General features: G+C 36.1%; 12 protein-coding genes. 3 read left to right on the top strand and 9 right to left on the bottom strand.

Going from position 1 to position 17,191, the window contains the following annotated elements; translation table 11 throughout:
• Positions 1–29: 29 nt before the first annotated feature.
• Both yhbH and ACZ11_RS22545 read right to left on the bottom strand, forming a co-directional pair.
• Positions 30–1,187, bottom strand: coding sequence for a sporulation protein YhbH (gene yhbH / locus ACZ11_RS22550; RefSeq protein WP_049668812.1), 1,158 nt, complete (start codon positions 1,185–1,187; stop codon positions 30–32).
• A 364-nt stretch (positions 1,188–1,551) separates the two neighbouring features.
• Positions 1,552–3,447 carry a PrkA family serine protein kinase gene (locus ACZ11_RS22545; RefSeq protein WP_049668872.1) on the bottom strand — a complete coding sequence of 632 codons (1,896 nt, stop codon included), beginning with the start codon at positions 3,445–3,447 and terminating at the stop codon, positions 1,552–1,554.
• Positions 3,448–3,901: 454 nt separating this feature from the next.
• On the opposite strand from ACZ11_RS22545, the gene ACZ11_RS22540 reads away from it, so the two are divergent.
• Positions 3,902–4,906 (top strand): M23 family metallopeptidase, encoded by a 1,005-nt coding sequence (locus ACZ11_RS22540; RefSeq protein ID WP_049668811.1) that lies wholly within the window; start codon positions 3,902–3,904, stop codon positions 4,904–4,906.
• A gap of 132 nt (positions 4,907–5,038) precedes the next feature.
• On the opposite strand, the gene ACZ11_RS22535 is transcribed toward ACZ11_RS22540, so the two are convergent.
• The gene (locus ACZ11_RS22535) at positions 5,039–5,920 is read right to left on the bottom strand and encodes a copper amine oxidase N-terminal domain-containing protein (RefSeq protein WP_049668810.1); all 882 of its coding nucleotides are present in this window, start codon (positions 5,918–5,920) and stop codon (positions 5,039–5,041) included.
• Between the two features lie 343 nt (positions 5,921–6,263).
• Here ACZ11_RS22535 and ACZ11_RS22530 point away from each other — a divergent pair, with 343 nt between their 5' ends.
• Positions 6,264–7,958 (top strand): methyl-accepting chemotaxis protein, encoded by a 1,695-nt coding sequence (locus tag ACZ11_RS22530; protein ID WP_049668809.1) that lies wholly within the window; start codon positions 6,264–6,266, stop codon positions 7,956–7,958.
• A 223-nt stretch (positions 7,959–8,181) separates the two neighbouring features.
• Here ACZ11_RS22530 and ACZ11_RS22525 read toward each other — a convergent pair whose 3' ends face one another.
• The 4 genes from ACZ11_RS22525 to ACZ11_RS22510 form a co-directional block, all read right to left on the bottom strand.
• On the bottom strand, positions 8,182–8,868 hold the full coding sequence (locus ACZ11_RS22525) for a hypothetical protein (RefSeq protein ID WP_049668808.1): 687 nt from the start codon (positions 8,866–8,868) through the stop codon (positions 8,182–8,184).
• A 92-nt stretch (positions 8,869–8,960) separates the two neighbouring features.
• A complete protein-coding gene (locus ACZ11_RS22520) occupies positions 8,961–10,700 on the bottom strand; it encodes a methyl-accepting chemotaxis protein (protein WP_049668807.1) in 1,740 nt (579 codons plus the stop codon).
• 522 nt (positions 10,701–11,222) lie between these two features.
• A complete protein-coding gene (locus ACZ11_RS22515; protein WP_049668806.1) occupies positions 11,223–11,417 on the bottom strand; it encodes a hypothetical protein in 195 nt (64 codons plus the stop codon).
• Positions 11,418–11,718: 301 nt separating this feature from the next.
• Positions 11,719–12,216, bottom strand: a complete 498-nt coding sequence (locus ACZ11_RS22510; RefSeq protein WP_049668805.1) for a YehS family protein — start codon at positions 12,214–12,216, stop codon at positions 11,719–11,721.
• A 207-nt stretch (positions 12,217–12,423) separates the two neighbouring features.
• Between ACZ11_RS22510 and ACZ11_RS22505 the strand changes: the two genes are divergently transcribed.
• Positions 12,424–12,621, top strand: coding sequence for an alpha/beta-type small acid-soluble spore protein (locus ACZ11_RS22505; RefSeq protein WP_049668804.1), 198 nt, complete (start codon positions 12,424–12,426; stop codon positions 12,619–12,621).
• A 355-nt stretch (positions 12,622–12,976) separates the two neighbouring features.
• Here ACZ11_RS22505 and ACZ11_RS22500 read toward each other — a convergent pair whose 3' ends face one another.
• Both ACZ11_RS22500 and ACZ11_RS22495 read right to left on the bottom strand, forming a co-directional pair.
• On the bottom strand, positions 12,977–14,191 hold the full coding sequence (locus tag ACZ11_RS22500; protein ID WP_049668803.1) for an MFS transporter: 1,215 nt from the start codon (positions 14,189–14,191) through the stop codon (positions 12,977–12,979).
• 672 nt (positions 14,192–14,863) lie between these two features.
• The gene (locus ACZ11_RS22495) at positions 14,864–17,191 is read right to left on the bottom strand and encodes an ABC transporter permease (protein ID WP_049668802.1); all 2,328 of its coding nucleotides are present in this window, start codon (positions 17,189–17,191) and stop codon (positions 14,864–14,866) included.

Genomic DNA, 17,191 nt, shown 5'->3' with positions numbered 1-17,191 from the left:
ACTTTTCCGTCCCCTCCTTGGAACATGATTTAAGATTCACTTTTTTTGAAAAAGCTCTTTAAAGCATCGTAAACATCGCCTTTTTTTCTCAAAACATGATATCTAAACTTAGGGTCATCTATTTTTTTATATGTGTACATAAGTGTAGAAAAGCGGTTATGTTGATTGACTTCACCATAGCCAAACATGCTCGATACATCCATTAACTCTCCCACTAGCTTCAAGCACTTTTCATTATCCATTGATATATTTTCACCATCTGAAAAATGTACGGGATAAATATTATAGCGAGAGGGATTATACTTTTCCCGAATTAATTCCAATGCCTTTATATAAGCAGATGAACAAATTGTTCCACCGCTTTCTCCCTTCGTAAAAAACTCCTCTTCTGTCACTACTTTTGCCTCGGTATGATGCGCAATAAACTCAATTTCCACCGTTTCATACTTGGAGCGCAAAAATTTTGTCATCCAAAAGAAGAAGCTCCGTGCACAATATTTTTCGAAGGAACCCATCGAGCCACTTGTATCCATCATGGCAAGGACCACTGCCTTCGATTCAGGTTTTTCAACTTCATCCCACGTTTTAAAACGCAGATCATCATTATGAATTGGCGTAATTTCTGGCTTTCCTTTCATAGCATTACGCTTTAACGCATTGAGGATTGTGCGCTTTTTATCGACATTTCCCATTAAACCTTTTTTACGAATATCGTTAAACTCAATTTTTTCCGTCTTAATATCCGCCTTTTCTTTCTCCTGTAGGTTTGGTAGCTCAAGCTCGTTAAATAACACATTTTGAACCTCTTCAATGCTTACTTCAGCTTCATAATAATCCTGACCTGGCTTGTCGCCAGCTTCTTTCCCTTTACCATTAGCCTGATTGCCTCTGCTTGCATCACGCGCAACCACATCACCAACATTACTGTCTCCTTGACCTTGCCCAACATGCTTGGAGTTATCATAGTTATATCGAATTTTATATTCATCAAGTGAACGAATAGGTATTTTAATTACCTCGCGACCATTGGACATGACAATACTTTCTTCACTAACTAAATCGGGTAAATTATTTTTAATAGCATCTTTTACTTTTTCCATATGCCGTTGCTGGTCCTGGTGCCCTTTACGATGGAGGGACCAATTTTCCTGAGAAATGGCAAAACGTTTATTTTCGTTTTCAGTCATTTTTATCCTCACCCATCTATCAAATTCGCTTTTTCTATACTATGCTAGTGATTCGCTTTCTTGAACTAACATTAAAACCGTATCTATCTCACCACCTATAGAGGTGGGAGTCTTCTGTACCTGCCGCTACGCTTTCGATAAAGAAAATAATTGTACCTGCCGTTTCACTTACGTTACATAAAAAATTTGTAGCTGATGCTTTGCTTTCGCTACAGAAAAAAATTGTAGATGACGCTTTGCTTTCGATACTTAAAACATTTGCTGAAAGAAGTTAAAATGAAGATAAAAGGAGTGCCCTAAAATGGGACACTCCTATTCATTCCTATCAATAGTTTTATAGTTTCCACTGAATAGGTCAAAGCCACTAACGATTCAACAGACTACCTACATACTGTAATAATTCATTAGCAGATGTTGTATTATAGCCATGCTCATCAACAAGTCTTGCTACAACCTCATTAATCTTCTTCAGCTGTGATTCATCCGGCATTTTTGAGGATGTTGTAATTTTTACGACATCCTTAAGATCCGCAAACAGTTTCTTCTGTATTGCTTCTCGTAATCTTTCATGAGAATTATAGTCAAAACGCTTACCTTTTCGAGCATAAGCAGAAATACGAATTAATATCTCCTCACGGAATGCTTTTTTCGCATTTTCCGAAATGCCTATTTGCTCCTCTATAGAGCGCATTAATTTTTCATCAGGATTCATTTCCTCACCAGTTAATGGATCGAGAATTTTATTTTTATTACAAAATGCCTCTACATTATCGAGGTAATTATTCATCAATGTTTTTGCAGACTCTTCATACGAATAAACGAAAGCTTTTTGCACTTCATTTTTGGCAATTTCATCATACTCTCTTCGAGCAACCGCAATATAGTTCATATATTTTTCTCGATCTTCCTGAGAAATGGAAGCATGCTGGTCAAGCCCATCCTTTAGTGCACGCAAAACATCTAATGCATTAATAGATGGTACCTCTTTTCGGATAATCGCAGAAGAAATACGATTAATAATATATCGTGGATCAATACCGTTCATGCCTTCGTTTGGATACTCTTTTTTAAGCTCCTCTAAGTCAACGGAATTAAATCCCTCCACATTTTCTCCGTCGTACAGTCGCATTTTTTTAATAAGATCCACACCTTGTTTTTTCGGAACTTCCAATCTTGTTAGAACCGAAAAGATTGCTGCGGCCTTCAATGCATGTGGCGCAATATGAACATGTGCCATATCGCTTTCTTTAATCATTTTTTCGTAAATCAATTCTTCCTGACTCACTTTTAAGTTATACGGAATTGGCATGACAATAATACGTGAATGTAACGCCTCATTCTTTTTATTTGAAATAAATGAACGATACTCTGTTTCGTTTGTATGCGCAACAATTAACTCATCTGCACTAATTAATGCAAATCGCCCTGCTTTAAAATTACCTTCTTGCGTTAAAGATAATAAATTCCACAAGAATTTTTCATCAAGCTTTAACATTTCTTGGAACTCCATCATACCTCTGTTTGCCTTATTAAGCTCACCGTCAAAACGATAAGCCCGAGGGTCAGACTCTGAACCAAATTCTCCGATTGTTGAGAAATCAATACTACCTGTTAAATCGGCAATATCCTGTGATTTTGGATCTGATGGCGTAAATGTTCCTATGCCCACACGTTTGTCTTCAGAAAAACTAATACGTTCAATCATCACATTCTCAATACGTCCATCGTACTCTTTTTCAAGACGCATCGTATTTAAAGGCGATAAACTTCCTTCAATTCGTATACCATACTCCTCATAAAATTCATTACGCAAATGATGTGGAATTAAATGTAAAGGATCCTCATGCATTGGACATCCCTTAATTGCGAAAACTGCACCTTCATCTGTTCTCGAAAATTTTTCGAGTCCGCGTTTCAACAAGGTCACTATTGTTGATTTACCACCACTAACTGGTCCCATTAATAACAAAATACGTTTTCTAACATCCAATCTTCGCGCTGCCGGATGGAAATATTCCTCCACCAGTCTTTCAATTGCTGTTTCAAGCCCAAAAATTTCTTGCCCAAAAAACTCATACATTTTTTGCCCATCGCGTTCCTCTACACCAGCACTTTTTACCATATTGTAGACGCGTGAATGGGCTGTTTGAGCAACTTCAGGTCTTTCCTTGATGATGTTTAAGTAATCTGCAAATGTACCTTCCCACTTCAGCCTATTTTCTTCTTCGCGATAGCTTTTCACTTTATCTAAAATGTTGATAGCCTTCCCTCCATTCAGGGCTTGATTTATAACATAGTATGAAGGAAATGGCATTATGATACCCAATACTTTTTCTTTGTCGAAGTTTCTTCTTATTGCCTATAATTTTTTCCTCTAAATAACTGAAGTTTAAACGAAAAAATAATTTATGGCTCATCTCCGTAAAAGGATTGATTTCCGTTGCGGCTGGTGGCGTCCAATGAGTCGCTTGGGCTGCAAATGTCTTTTGTGCGAAAGCGAAGCGGCAGCAACAGATGTTTTTTGCGCGAAAGCGAAGCGGCAGCGGCAGATGTCTTTTGTGTGAAAGCGCAGCGGCAGCAACAGGATAACATTATTCGTTATACCTGATGTTTTTCCAAAAAATTGCTCAATTCTACCGCTTTGTTTTCCCACAAAAAGTGCTGAATGAAGATAAAAAATTCGGTTATTCTAACGTTAGAAAGGAGGTCCATTATTGAATCGCCATTTTATATTCCTTTTATCATGGATTTTTTTATGGAGCTTTACTCTCCCCACTATTGCTTTAGCAAAAGAAGAACCAACCCAAGAAGAAATTGTGCAGGAACGTATGGCTTATTACGTACAATTTGACGAGTTACTTATCCCATGGCATTTCTTAGCAGCCATTGACCAATATGAGCGAAATTTGCAATCTGTTCGTAAAGATATTCCGAAACGAGATGGTATCGTTGCCATTCAATTTTCTGATGAATATTGGTCAGGTGCTTTAAATCCTGTACGAGATGATACTCGCCCAGAAACAATTAGTTACTTTGGCGGGATGGGACTAGATGGCAATGGTGACGGAGTTGCCAGCCCAAAAGATGATGTCGATATAATTTTCTCCATGGCTACATTTTTAAGTAAATTTGGAACAAGTGATGAGGATTTTAAATTAGCTTTATGGGAGTATTACGGAAGTGAACAGGCTGTAAATCAAATCTTCACCATTTCCAAAATGTATAGTCATTTCAAAACAACTGAGCTCGATGCCCACACATTCCCCGTTCCTACTAATTACGATTACAGTTATCGGAGTACATGGGGTGCCAATAGGGGCTGGGGTGGACGCCGTATTCATGAAGGCACAGATATTTTCGCTAGCTATGGTACTCCAGTACTTTCTACCTCCTATGGAGTAGTGGAAATAAAGGGCTGGAACCAATTTGGTGGTTGGCGTATAGGAATTCGAGATAATCATAACTCATACCATTATTATGCCCATCTTGGTAGTTATAATAAGAAAATTAAAGTTGGAGACTTTGTCGAACCTGGTACTGTTCTCGGTACGGTTGGTAGCTCTGGCTACGGTAAAGAAGGGACGTCCGGAAAATTCCCGCCTCATCTTCACTATGGTATATATAAGTTCAATGGACGTACAGAATGGGCGTTTGATCCATACCCATCATTACTACAATGGGAACGACAAGCAAAAAAAGCAAAGCAAAACAGTAATTAAATGTTACACACAAAAAAGAAGGATAGATAAAATTGACTTTATCCATCCTTCTTTTTTGCTACATATATCCGGTAATTTCTAAAGCTTCTATGTTTTTTAGCCGAGCTCAGTCGCTAATCTACCACAAGCTTTCTACCGCTGATCTGTCCGATTCTCCCCTTCAATTTTTAGGACTAGTTTGTTGCAATCGTTGTTGTTGCAATTTTCCTGACTGAATTTTCCCAGCTCCGTATCTTTGCCCTGAGCGTCTACAATTCCATAAGTGAATAAGCCATGCATATACTCGTCCAAGAAATAAACATAGCTTTTAAAGGTTGGTTTCGCTCCCCACTCTCGTTTAGCCACATCATCCTTCTGCCATTTAATGACTGCCAGACCTTCATTATTAACTTCATAATAAGCATCGCTATAGCCGGCGAAATTTAGCGTGAAACGCAATGCTTCTCCTTCTGGAAACGTGTAATAGAAGTAATTATACCCTTCTCCAGCATGAAGAGGTGGCGCTTCCTCTGTGAGTTTTTCTAGTCCGAGCGCAATATGACGCGCCTTCGTGAGATCCCCGTGCATCAGTGTCTCGTATTCTTCCTGACCCGCAGGCGTACGGACAATAACCCGTTTATCTTTGTTATTGTAATAGACATAACCGCCAAGTGTCTCGCTAATGAAACGAATCGGCACATAAGTACTACCGTTTTTGTTTACTACTGCAGCGTCTAATTTTATCGCCTTCCCATTAACTGTTGCTGTTTTTCTTCCCGCCACAAGCTGCACTTTCTTACTCTTATCTTTATTTTGAATCGTGACGACACCGGTCTTAGGATCATAAGCGAGCACAGGCCATGACGGGTCGCTCAGAGACCTTAATTTAACCATTGTTCGTCCTTCAACCGTAATAAAGTCATACTCAGCTTGACCGTTGACAAAAAGAGACGTAGAAGAAGCCGCATTTGCTGAAGTATTACCAATAAAGCTCACAAATATCACGAAGCCTATTATTTTGAACCATTTGTTCATCCCATATCCCTCCTATAATCGCATTATTTTTTGGAACAATTATACCATCCACACTAAAATATGGATAATAATAGGAGCAACTTTATAGAAGCTCATCAGTTAGGTATAAATACATAAAGGCATTAAAAAAACATCAGAATTTCAATTTAGACGTATATATTTAACTATCTATCATTCATAACAGGATTTGTTATTGTACTAAAAAACCATTTTTAAATTTTTCCATTAAAAGGGCTTATGTATAAATCTAATTAGTTATAGAATATATTTGTACTATAACAATTATTATTTCGATTTTTTTACAGTTCTACATTGAAAATGAACAATAAAAGGGTGGGAAAAGATGAAAGGTATTTTTCAGTTTAAAACACTTAAAGCTCGTATATTAAGTGCATTTATTCTTTTATTAGTATTAGTTGTTTGTTTTACAACCTATACCTACATTTCTAATAATAAGATGGAAAAACAGGCAGAAAGTTTAGTGAAAGAAGATTTACTTGTCTTAACCGCAAATAAAAATTTAGCAATGTCTATGAGCGTTCGTCTCTCTGCAGCTTTAAGTTATGTTGTATCTGGTGAAGAGAAATACATAGAACTTTTTAATGAGTATCGTCAAATTGCTGAGGAAAGTGTTAGTATTGTAGAGAAATACGAAAATACGCCTGAGCGTGCGGCCCTAGTAGAAATGGCACGTACATGGAGCAATCGCGTAAATACCGAAGTATTCGATGTTTATAAAAAAGGTAATAGAAATTTAGCATTAAAAAATTTAACAGCTATGAATAATCTCGTAACCGAAGTTCTTGATGGATATGAAGAATTGGCCGATAAACGTTCAGATTCCATTACTAAGGTGGGAGATGACGTAGTATCAACAAGTTTAAACAATAAATCAGTCGGACTGATCGTTAGCATAGTATTGACAATCGCAGGTGTCCTAATTGCCATTGTCACTGCTAGAAATATTTCTAATCCTATTACGATTGTCACAAAGCGCATGAGCGAATTAGCGGATGGTAATTTGCAACATGAACTACTTCCAATAACTCATCGTGATGAGATTGGTCAATTAATGCTTTCCGCCAATGAAATGAATGAAAAATTAAAGCAAACGATTAGCTCAATCCATACTGTTTCTGAAACAGTAGCAGCTGGTAGTGAAGAGCTGGCCCAATCTTCTAATGAAGTGCAATCAGGTACAGAACAAATTACCGTGACTATGCAGGAGCTAGCCTCTGGCACAGAAACACAAGCCTCTACAGCAGGTGATTTAGCCGAAACAATGGCTTCTTTCCAGCGTAGTATTCATGAAACAACACAGGAAGGCATTGAATTAAAAGTACATTCAAGTCATGTACAAGAACTAACAACAACAGGCAAAGACTTAATGATACAATCAACACAACAAATGACAACTATTAACGAGATTGTGTTAGATTCAGTGAAAAAAGTTGAAGGCTTAAATGTGCAGTCTGCTGAAATTTCCAAGCTTGTTTCTGTCATTGATGATATTTCAAATCAAACAAATTTACTTGCTTTAAACGCTGCCATCGAAGCAGCTCGTGCAGGAGAACATGGCAAAGGTTTTGCAGTTGTAGCCGATGAAGTTCGTAAGCTTGCAGAACAAGTACAATTCTCTGTCACTGATATTTCGACAATCGTCAACCGTATTCAAGGTGAAACTAGCAATGTAACAACCGCTCTGCAATCCGGCTATGAGGAAGTAAAAAGAGGAACCGCCCAACTAAATCAAACAAATGAAACATTTGACCAAATTTCAGGAGCCGTTGAAGAAATGATTCTTAACATAAATACCATTTCAGGAAATTTAAATAAAGTTGCTCAAAATTCCGAGTCTATCAATGTCTCTGTTGATGAAATGGCTTCTATTTCTCAAGAGTCTGCAGCTGGTGTAGAACAAACAACAGCAACTGTAGAGGAAACTGCCGCTACTATGGAGGAAATTTCAAGGAGTGCAAATCAACTCGCTGGTATGGCTGAAGAGCTAAATATCCAATTACAGCAATTTAAAATTTAAAGTACGAATGATTCTTAATATACAGTAGTTTGAAGAACGTAAACGTTTTGGGTCTCTAACGGAGATTTCTTTGGTACCCCGAGTACTTCGTGGTGATACCGGATTACTTTTCTAGCTCACTCGAGCACTTTGAGGCGACACCTCGTCACTCTAGAATTATCCTAGAAGTTAAAAAGCTATCTCGACATTTTGTTCGAGATAGCTTTCTTTACTTCATATTATTTTATTGCCACTGTCTAATTGGTACCCTTTCAAGCTCATACCGTTTTATAATCACACTGATCTTCTGAAACCATTCCTCACATAACTCTAGCGCTTCTTGATATTCATCCTCTTCTCTTGATATAGGCTCACCGTTATCCAGAAAAACATATTCTAGAATAGGATCAGATAAGTTATCAGCTACAATTTTCAACTTCAATTGAGACACAGTGTTATACTCAGGATCCTCTTCATCACATTCCTCTTCTTCTATATCCAGATCTTCACCAAGTAATGAACCACTTATTAAACTATTGCTAGTCCTAGCAATAAACATTTCGTCCTCTACTATAGCAACTTCATATATTTTATTGAATGAGATTTCTTTTTTAATCAAATCTTCTTCTAGATCTTCCCTACTTACGAGGAAAAGCGTATTTGTAGGTTCATTTAGTAATAAAGCATTTAAACAATCATTTGAGATGATGCAATGCGTATGAGGGATAGCCATAAGCTCCTCCTCACTTGCCTCTTTCATTTCATTTAATCTATTGTTATAGATATATTGTTCTTTAATAAATCGAATAATTCCTGCTATTAATAGTCCTATACCAATTAAAAAATATACGTTACTAAATATAGCCGTTTCGACTGACTTTGCTAGTAATAAATAAATCATTCCTAGAAATAAAAGAAAAAAGGTTTTCATCCATATCCCACCCTCAAAAAGATAATCGATAGGATTATTTCATCCATGTTAATAGAAATTTTATTCTAACGATTATCTTTTCATTCTTAATTTCAGTGGGAAATATCTGTGTTTTTAGCGTCTACATCAAACTTTGAAACGGATTTTTCAAGTTCTTCTGCCATTTTGTTCAGTTTTAAAACAGAATGAAGGATATCTTGATTGTAGCTTTCTTGCTCCATCGTACGCTCTACAACACTTTCTGTTGCCTTTGCAGCCTTATTAGCAAGCATCGTTGTTTCCATAACTCCTGCTGTAATCTCCTCAGAAAATGCGGACATTTCTTCTGAGGTTACAGAAACTTGTTTGGTATGAGATACTACTCCCTGAATAGATTGGAGAATACTTTCAAATGATTTTCCAGCTTCTTCAACAGCTTGTAAACCGTCTTCTACATTTCCTGTTACAACATTCATAGTTTGCACCGTTAAGCTCGTATCCTCATTTATTTTGGAAATCAAATTTGATATACTATTCGCCGATTTTTCTGATTGCTCTGCAAGCTTTCTTACTTCTTCAGCTACTACGGCAAAGCCTTTTCCAGATTCACCAGCTCTAGCCGCTTCAATCGCAGCATTTAATGCAAGTAGATTAGTTTGTGAAGCAATATCACGAATCATATTGATAATAAGTGATACTTCATTTGATTGATTCTCTAGTTTTTTAATTGCATTTGCGGATAATTGAACGGACTCATTAATAATATTCATTTGATGAATTACTTTTTCAATGTTCCCATTGCCAAGCTCTACATTTTGTAAGCTAGTAGATGATAATTGAGATACATTTAAAGAAGCCTCGGCAATATGTTGAATGCCCTCCGACATTTGCTCTAATGTTGCAGAGCTTTCCTCTGAACTTTTATGTTGTGCATGTGCTCCAGCAGACACTTCCTGGATGGAGGCTGAAATATGACTAATAGCCTCAGTTGCCTTTTCACTACTTTTAGCCACTCCATTAGTCGTATCGATTAACTGCTTAGAGCTAGAATTGATTCCAATGATAATATTTTGTAAATCCAGCACCATTTGTTGGAATGTATTTGTTAAAACTCCAATTTCATCTTTTCGATCTGTTTCTATTTTTACGGTTAAATCACCATTGCCAACTTGTCTTACTTGTGATGTTAATTTTCTTATTGGCCTCGTTAAATAATCTGTGAAGAAATAAACAATACAGATTCCTACTATTAATATAATTAGCGTAATCAATATAATTTTCATTTGATTAGCATTCATGTCCGCATAAACTTCTGTGGCATCTAAATCTGCCCCTATTATTCCTATAACTTCGCCTGCATCATTTTTTATTGGCGCGTAGATGGCAAGTACACCACCGTATTGTGAATCATTTGATAGCTGAAATTGTGTTTGCCCTGTTTCAAATACTTGCTTTATTTTAGGATAAGAATCCGGTGATTCCTCTTTAACACCAATCGATGAATTATCATTCGGCACACTATCTATCATATAGTAGTAGTCATACCCCTCACCATTTTTTACGCGAGTCATTGTATATAAACTAGTTACTTTATGAAGCTCTTTAACAGAGCTCAATTCTTTTTGTAATTCGTAATAATAGTCATCTTTTTTGGCACCAATTTCTATCTCTTGATAGCCTTTAACATCTATCTTTGACATTGCCTGATCAATCATATTTAAATTTTGCTCACCAACTGTCTCTTTCACTAGCTCCAATGACGAACGATAAATAAAAAAGCTAATCAGCAAACACGAAACAACAAGTAAAATTGAAAATACCATTAACATTTTAATTTTTAAGCTACTTCTCATCGTTGATCTCCTTCATTTTCTATATGAATACTTATTTTAAAGTAACAATAAATTTTACAATATTTTCCCCTAGTGCAATATCGGTATTTCCAAAATATTTATTTTTTTGTAAAAACTAGCTAAAATTGGTCATTTTTAAGTGTAATGTTCTGCATAAAAAAACACAAGGGCATAAAAATCAACGCCCTTGTGTTTCCATTTTCATTTACAAATATTTATCAATTTGAATGTTCCTTTAATTCCTCTTTACTACCTACATTGTCTAAAGACTTATCTTTTTCAATTTTATGCATCTCTAGAACATGTTGTGAAGGTGGAATAAGTAAACTAACGATAACAAAAAACGAAGCGGCAGCAACGTGTTTTGACTGTGCGAAAGCGTAGTGAAACGAAGCGGCAGCAGCGGGTCTTTGGACACCCGCTGAAATAAATTAAAAGCAGCTACAACGCAATATTGTAGCTGCTACTATAATTTGAATAATCAATTACCCCTAAATGATTATTCATATTAAAGATAATTATTTATTTTAGTGTCATGTATAAGACTGACGGTATGAATGATAAAGCAAACATGCAGGAATACCATATAGATGTACGGCGTAATGAAAAACGAACTTGTTTCTTTTCTGCATAAAAAATGTCTAACATCACTGAAGCAACAACAAGTGGGATAGTAACACATGCGATAGCAACTAATAAAATGTTTAAACCAAACATAAAAGCACCCCTCTGTTCGTGAACATTTATTTTTCCTCTTTGTGACAACTTTATGTCAATTACAGTGTACACAATTTCGTCACAAACTGTCAACTAGATTCAACTAAGAAAAATGTGCTTTTTGCAGAATATTTTTATCAGAACGAAGAAATTTACGTAATTTTTTTCACAAAAAAACAGCTGCTAAATTGCAGCTGCTTTTTAACCATTCATTCATTGGCTCTTTATCAAAAATCGAACTTGACAAATCAAGGAGAACGTATCTATCTACAACACCTCAGATCTAATCAAGAGTTGATCCTTATAATTCTCTATATTTATATGTCAGCCCTCTTAAAAAATTTCTCACAAAGCGATCGCCACATTCTTTATAATTACGATGACTTGGACTTCTTAAAATGGCACCTAATTCGCCTTTCGAAACGCTAACGCCTCCGTCATATAAAATATCGAGTATCTCCTCACTCGTTAAGGCTAACGCAATCTTCACTTTCTTTAATAGCATATTATTAGGGCTTTCTTTCCCAGAAACAGGTAGTGGTCCTTCTGGCTGACCAGACTTAGACTTTTGCGGCCCTCGTTTAAATGTAATAAATCCATTTAAAAATGCCTCTACCATTTTATTATTACATTTGATGTATTCTTCTGGTGCTTCTTCCTCATCATTAACTTTAATGAGCATGTTCAATACTTCTTCCTTCGTAAAGTCCATGCCGCCTAACTTAAAAATTTCAACCATATCTTTATTTTTGATATCAAATGCATATCTTAAACGAATTAAAATATCATTGTTCGTCATTTAAAAAACCTCCATTTTGACTGTAAAAGCGCTCCTAATAATCATATCCTCGAAATTGAAGCATTACTTTATTATAGCAGAGACATTCACAATTTTAGATAGCTTTCCAAAAGTTACTTTACTATAGTATTTAGAATGTGCATTTTACTTTTTAACATGTATGATTAGCTAACTCTCGACCATTCTAATCACAAGGAGGTGAGAAAAATGGCTAATCGCAGTTCAAATAAGCTTCTAGTTCCTGGTGTACATGAAGCTGTTGATCAATTGAAGTATGAAATCGCACAAGAATTTAATGTACAATTAGGGCCAGAAGCCTCTTCACGTGCAAACGGTTCAGTCGGAGGAGAAATTACAAAGCGCCTCGTAGAAATGGCTGAAAAACGTTCAAAAGGTTTATTATAATAATAAATTTCAAAAAGAACGAATCCCTTTTTAAATTGGAATTCGTTCTTTCATGTTTTGACTTCTTTCATAGGGTGTCCAAACATCCGTACCTGTCGCCGCGTTTGCACTACGCTTTCGCGCAAAAAACATTTGTTGGCCTAAAGCCTCCGGCGGATGTCACGGAATCGGAAAGGAATTCTTAGAGGATGTTAGCCTAAAATCATCGCATCCATGCGATAACGGCTAACAGACCTGCATCCGTAAAAACGCCACGTCCTGTGGCATTACCGAAATGACCGACATCGTGTCGGCCCTCTCGCAGGCCTAAGCATAAAGCCGATTCCAGACGCAAATATGCCGAGGCATATTTGATTTAATTAATTTCAACCAGTTGTAAAGCCTCGCTTGTCCCCTTTTTAAGAGTTAGCATCACAATAAAGGAAATGCAATATAAGGCAGCTAAGTAGATCATAACGATCGTCATATCATAACTTTGAAGGATATATCCGACAAAGATCGGTGAAAATCCTCCAATTGCTCTACCGAAGTTAAAAATCGTGTTTGTAGCTGTACTTCGAATTTGCACTGGATAAAAGCTACTAATTAAAGCTCCATACCCCGCAAACATACCATTTGAGAAGAAGCCGACAATTGCACCACCGATTAAAATTGCGACACCTCCTGTGGCATATGAGTATAAAAACACAGCACATGCTGAAGCAAGTAAAAAGAAACCAAATGCACGCTTTGCTCCAAATCGGTCCATAAATCGTCCAAATGTTAGCATCCCGATAATCATGCCCACTGCTGTGCTAATCGTCCATAGTGCTGAGCTTGAAACGGATAGACCTTGAGTTTTTTGCAACATAGATGGCAACCAAATCATTAAGCCATTGTAGCCAGCAATTTGAACTGTTGCCATAACGATTAATGCGATTGTTGTCATCGATGTTCGTGGCGTTTTAAATAATTGTGCCAGCTTACCTTTTTCATGTTGCTTTTCGATTTTTTTATTTTTCTGAGCAGCTAGCCACTCCGGTGATTCCTCAAGATTTTTTCGTACAATAAAAGCAAAAATTACAGGTACTACACCAACAAAGAATAAAGCTCTCCACCCTAAAGTCGGAAGTATAATGGCACTTAGTAATGCTGCTAAAATAACTCCGTATTGTGCACCTACACTAACATATGAAGAAGCTCTTCCTTGCTTATTCTTCGGCCAAGCCTCGGCAACAAGCGCCATACCAATGCCGTATTCGCCCCCTGCACCAAGACCTGCAATAAATCTATAAATATAAATTTGTTCAATATTTGTTGCTAATCCAGTTAAAGCTGTACCAAGCGCAAACAACAAGACGGTATAAGTAAATACTTTTACCCGCCCATACTTATCAGCTAAAACCCCGAAAATAATGCCGCCCAATAGCATACCAATATTCGTTATAGAAGATATCAACCCACCCGTTGCGAGATCAATGTTAAATTCCGAAATAATCATTGTCATCGCAAAGGAGATAAACATAATGTCCATCCCTTCCAACGTTAAACCAGCTACTGACGCTACCACTGTTTTCTTACGATAATCCATTCTTACAATCCTCCAGTTTCTTGTTAGTTAAAAATCTCTTTTAGCCTATTTGAGGGAATGGATTATTCAATTCTTTTCCATTCTCTTTTGAAGCCTCACGGGACTCCCTTTAAAAGAGGTATAATTGGGAAAATAAAAGCCCTTCTGTCACAGAGGACAAAAGGGCATGAGAAAACAAAGATATTGTTAGCTTTAAAAATATCATGTAGCCCTTTTCAGCCTCTCTGGACCGTATTAAAGGAAATTTATTTCGTTCATTTATATCGTTCTACATTCTATAAGAATATTATTGAAAAAGCAATACTTTTTAGTAGAAATAATTACCTCAGCACTTAGAAAGTAGAGATAATAATTTTTTATCTGATCATTGTGTACAAGAAATGTAATTGCATCAAACTGCGAATACATTCATGATGGAGGGAATAATTTAGGTTGATACGACGACGAAATAATGGCGATAATATCCAAATCGCAGTTTTTCAAATGGCATCGAGCATGTATTTTTTGGACTTTATTCGTACGAAGGAGTAATTTCATGAATATAAAGGTACCATACCTTATACATTAGAATCTTAGTAGTATGTTTTTGTATTAGGAACATGATGGTCTGAGACAACACTCAGCAAAATAATTCTGTTCTCCATAGTCAATTTCAGAGTCCATCGAATCCTTCTATTCTGTAATTAAACTGTAGGCAGAAATTTTTTTGATTTTTAAGGATACGAACATCGAGACAATGTAGCCTAATATAAGGATTCCTACACATAGCATTAGAATAGTCGGTAAATGAATGGTAAAAGCCAATCGTTTAACCCCTACACTTGAAAGCAATACAGAAAGCATAGGATTTGTGTAAAAATACCCTAGTACACCACCAATGGTCACTCCTGTAATAATCACGGGTAAAAAGCTGATGGATATTTGATGCATCAGTTGAATCGTTGAGTAGCCTATTGCTTTCATTACGCCAAATTCTTTCTTACGCTTAATAATCATCGTTTTGATGACCAGATACAGAATCATTACAACGACTAGAACAGTAATTGTCAAAACCATTGTCATAACTGCAAACACTGCAGCTGTATACATACCTGTTTGGCTCTCTATATTTTCAGCTATGTCTAACGTTTCTACTATATAATCTCCGTACTTTTCGTGGACGTTTTCGATAAAGTTTTGGTTTGATATACCATCTAGATATACATAAAGGGTCGTGCCTTTATAATCTGATTGTAATTGCTGAATTCCATCCATCGTTAATGCGGCTATTTGTCCTAAATTACCGATTGATTGGCTGAGGCCAGTTACTAGAAAACTAACTGTTTCAGTCCCATATTCTACTTCAACCGTATCGCCAATGCCTTTATTAATTTGATTTGATACAACCCAGGAGATGGATATTTCATTATCATATTTTGGCTGACGACCTTCGTAGACAACATTATTTTCGAACTGATTATAATTATTCGTAACATTCGTATATACAGTTTTATTATCAATTTTTGTTGTAATGAAATCAAAAATATTTACCTTACTTACTTGGTCCATTTGTTTAATGTGACTCAAAAGTTCTGTTGTATCTGTACCTGGTTTAACAGATATCATCACATTTGCTGGTTCTATGCCAAATAAGTTAACGAATGCGGTTTTGTCTGAAGCAATGTTGTAATATAGTACCACTGAAAAAACAGATGCGAATGTTAATGCGATAATAATTAAAAGTATCATGATGTTTTGTTTTACATTTGACAGCATCGATTTAATAGCAAGTAAAAAATGAAGCCCACCTCCCGTATTCTCCAATGGAAAATAATTTTTTCTAAAACTGTGCGTTTGAATACCTCCCCGAAGTGCCATAATAGGTTGAATTTTTCGAACACGGAAGGCAGAAATTAACGCAACAATTACAACACAAAAAGCAACAATGAATATATTGGCTAAATTAATAATCATATTGAATCCCTGATACCATATTAATCCAGATAAAGATGAAATAATGCTTCCTATGAAAGGCATAAGACAATATGACAATGCAATCCCTACCACACTTGCACTAAAAGCAATTAAAACAAACTGTAAAATAATTGACGATAGAATTTGCCTACTTGTATAACCAATTGCTTTAAGTACTCCTATATTCGTCATCCCGTCTTCAATGCTATTTGATACACGATACTTAATGACAATTAGTGAAACAAGCACGATAATGGCTGCAAAAGCTACTAATATCATAGCTATGATGTTAATGGTCAACGTGCTCACACTTTTCACCATTTCAATATCTAACGTCCAAATATCACCTACTGTTGACTGTGGAAACTCTTTAATAAAATCATTTAGTAACTTTGTAGATTGTGTTTCGTCTTCCATCACTGCAGATATGATCAATCCTTCTGTTAGTTGTTCATCTGCTAACGTTTGATAAGAAATTTCTGGTAGCATGAATTTCATGATTCCAGTGTTGGTCGTACCCATCATTGTTGTTTCAAAGAATCCAGCAATTCGAAAATCAAAGTCCTTGTTTTGATATGTGATGGTAAAATCTTCACCTAACTCATAACCACCATTTGTTTTAAAAATGTAAGGAAGAAAAATATCATTAGCACTTGAACTGTTTAGTTTTTCAACCAACTTCAACGCACCGATATTACGATGATCATCTGCATTAAAAATAGCGGTACTATTAGCAAATTCACTATCACCAAAATTATATTTGGCAATGTCCATTTTGATAATTTCTTCTGTTTCTGACTCTGTCACCCCAGGATATTTCGTTATAAATTCTCCATAACTTGAATTATAACTTGCATAATCCATCATAATTATTGCGTGAGGATCTTTTAATTGTTCAGCTTTACTATCAAAAAATGTATTGATTTGAGTAATGACCATTAAACCTATATTCAGAAGTAGCGCAGCAACTAAAATAAATGTAAATAAAGAAGCTGTTGCAGATTTACTTCTTCTAATATTAGCAAGGGCTAGATTTATGATTTTCAC

It is taken from the genome of Lysinibacillus xylanilyticus (assembly GCF_001183605.1).
GTDB classification, from domain to species: Bacteria; Bacillota; Bacilli; order Bacillales_A; family Planococcaceae; genus Lysinibacillus; species Lysinibacillus xylanilyticus.
This window is presented reverse-complemented; position numbering and strand designations above follow the sequence as displayed.

Excerpts from the sequence above, each read along its gene's own strand:
- yhbH (WP_049668812.1), bottom strand. The coding sequence starts at position 1,187 with ATGACTGAAAACGAAAATAAACGTTTTGCCATTTCTCAGGAAAATTGG.
- ACZ11_RS22535 (WP_049668810.1), bottom strand. The coding sequence starts at position 5,920 with ATGAACAAATGGTTCAAAATAATAGGCTTCGTGATATTTGTGAGCTTT.
- ACZ11_RS22530 (WP_049668809.1), top strand. The coding sequence starts at position 6,264 with ATGAAAGGTATTTTTCAGTTTAAAACACTTAAAGCTCGTATATTAAGT.
- ACZ11_RS22525 (WP_049668808.1), bottom strand. The coding sequence starts at position 8,868 with ATGAAAACCTTTTTTCTTTTATTTCTAGGAATGATTTATTTATTACTA.
- ACZ11_RS22520 (WP_049668807.1), bottom strand. The coding sequence starts at position 10,700 with ATGAGAAGTAGCTTAAAAATTAAAATGTTAATGGTATTTTCAATTTTA.
- ACZ11_RS22515 (WP_049668806.1), bottom strand. The coding sequence starts at position 11,417 with ATGTTTGGTTTAAACATTTTATTAGTTGCTATCGCATGTGTTACTATC.
- ACZ11_RS22510 (WP_049668805.1), bottom strand. The coding sequence starts at position 12,216 with ATGACGAACAATGATATTTTAATTCGTTTAAGATATGCATTTGATATC.
- ACZ11_RS22505 (WP_049668804.1), top strand. The coding sequence starts at position 12,424 with ATGGCTAATCGCAGTTCAAATAAGCTTCTAGTTCCTGGTGTACATGAA.
- ACZ11_RS22500 (WP_049668803.1), bottom strand. The coding sequence starts at position 14,191 with ATGGATTATCGTAAGAAAACAGTGGTAGCGTCAGTAGCTGGTTTAACG.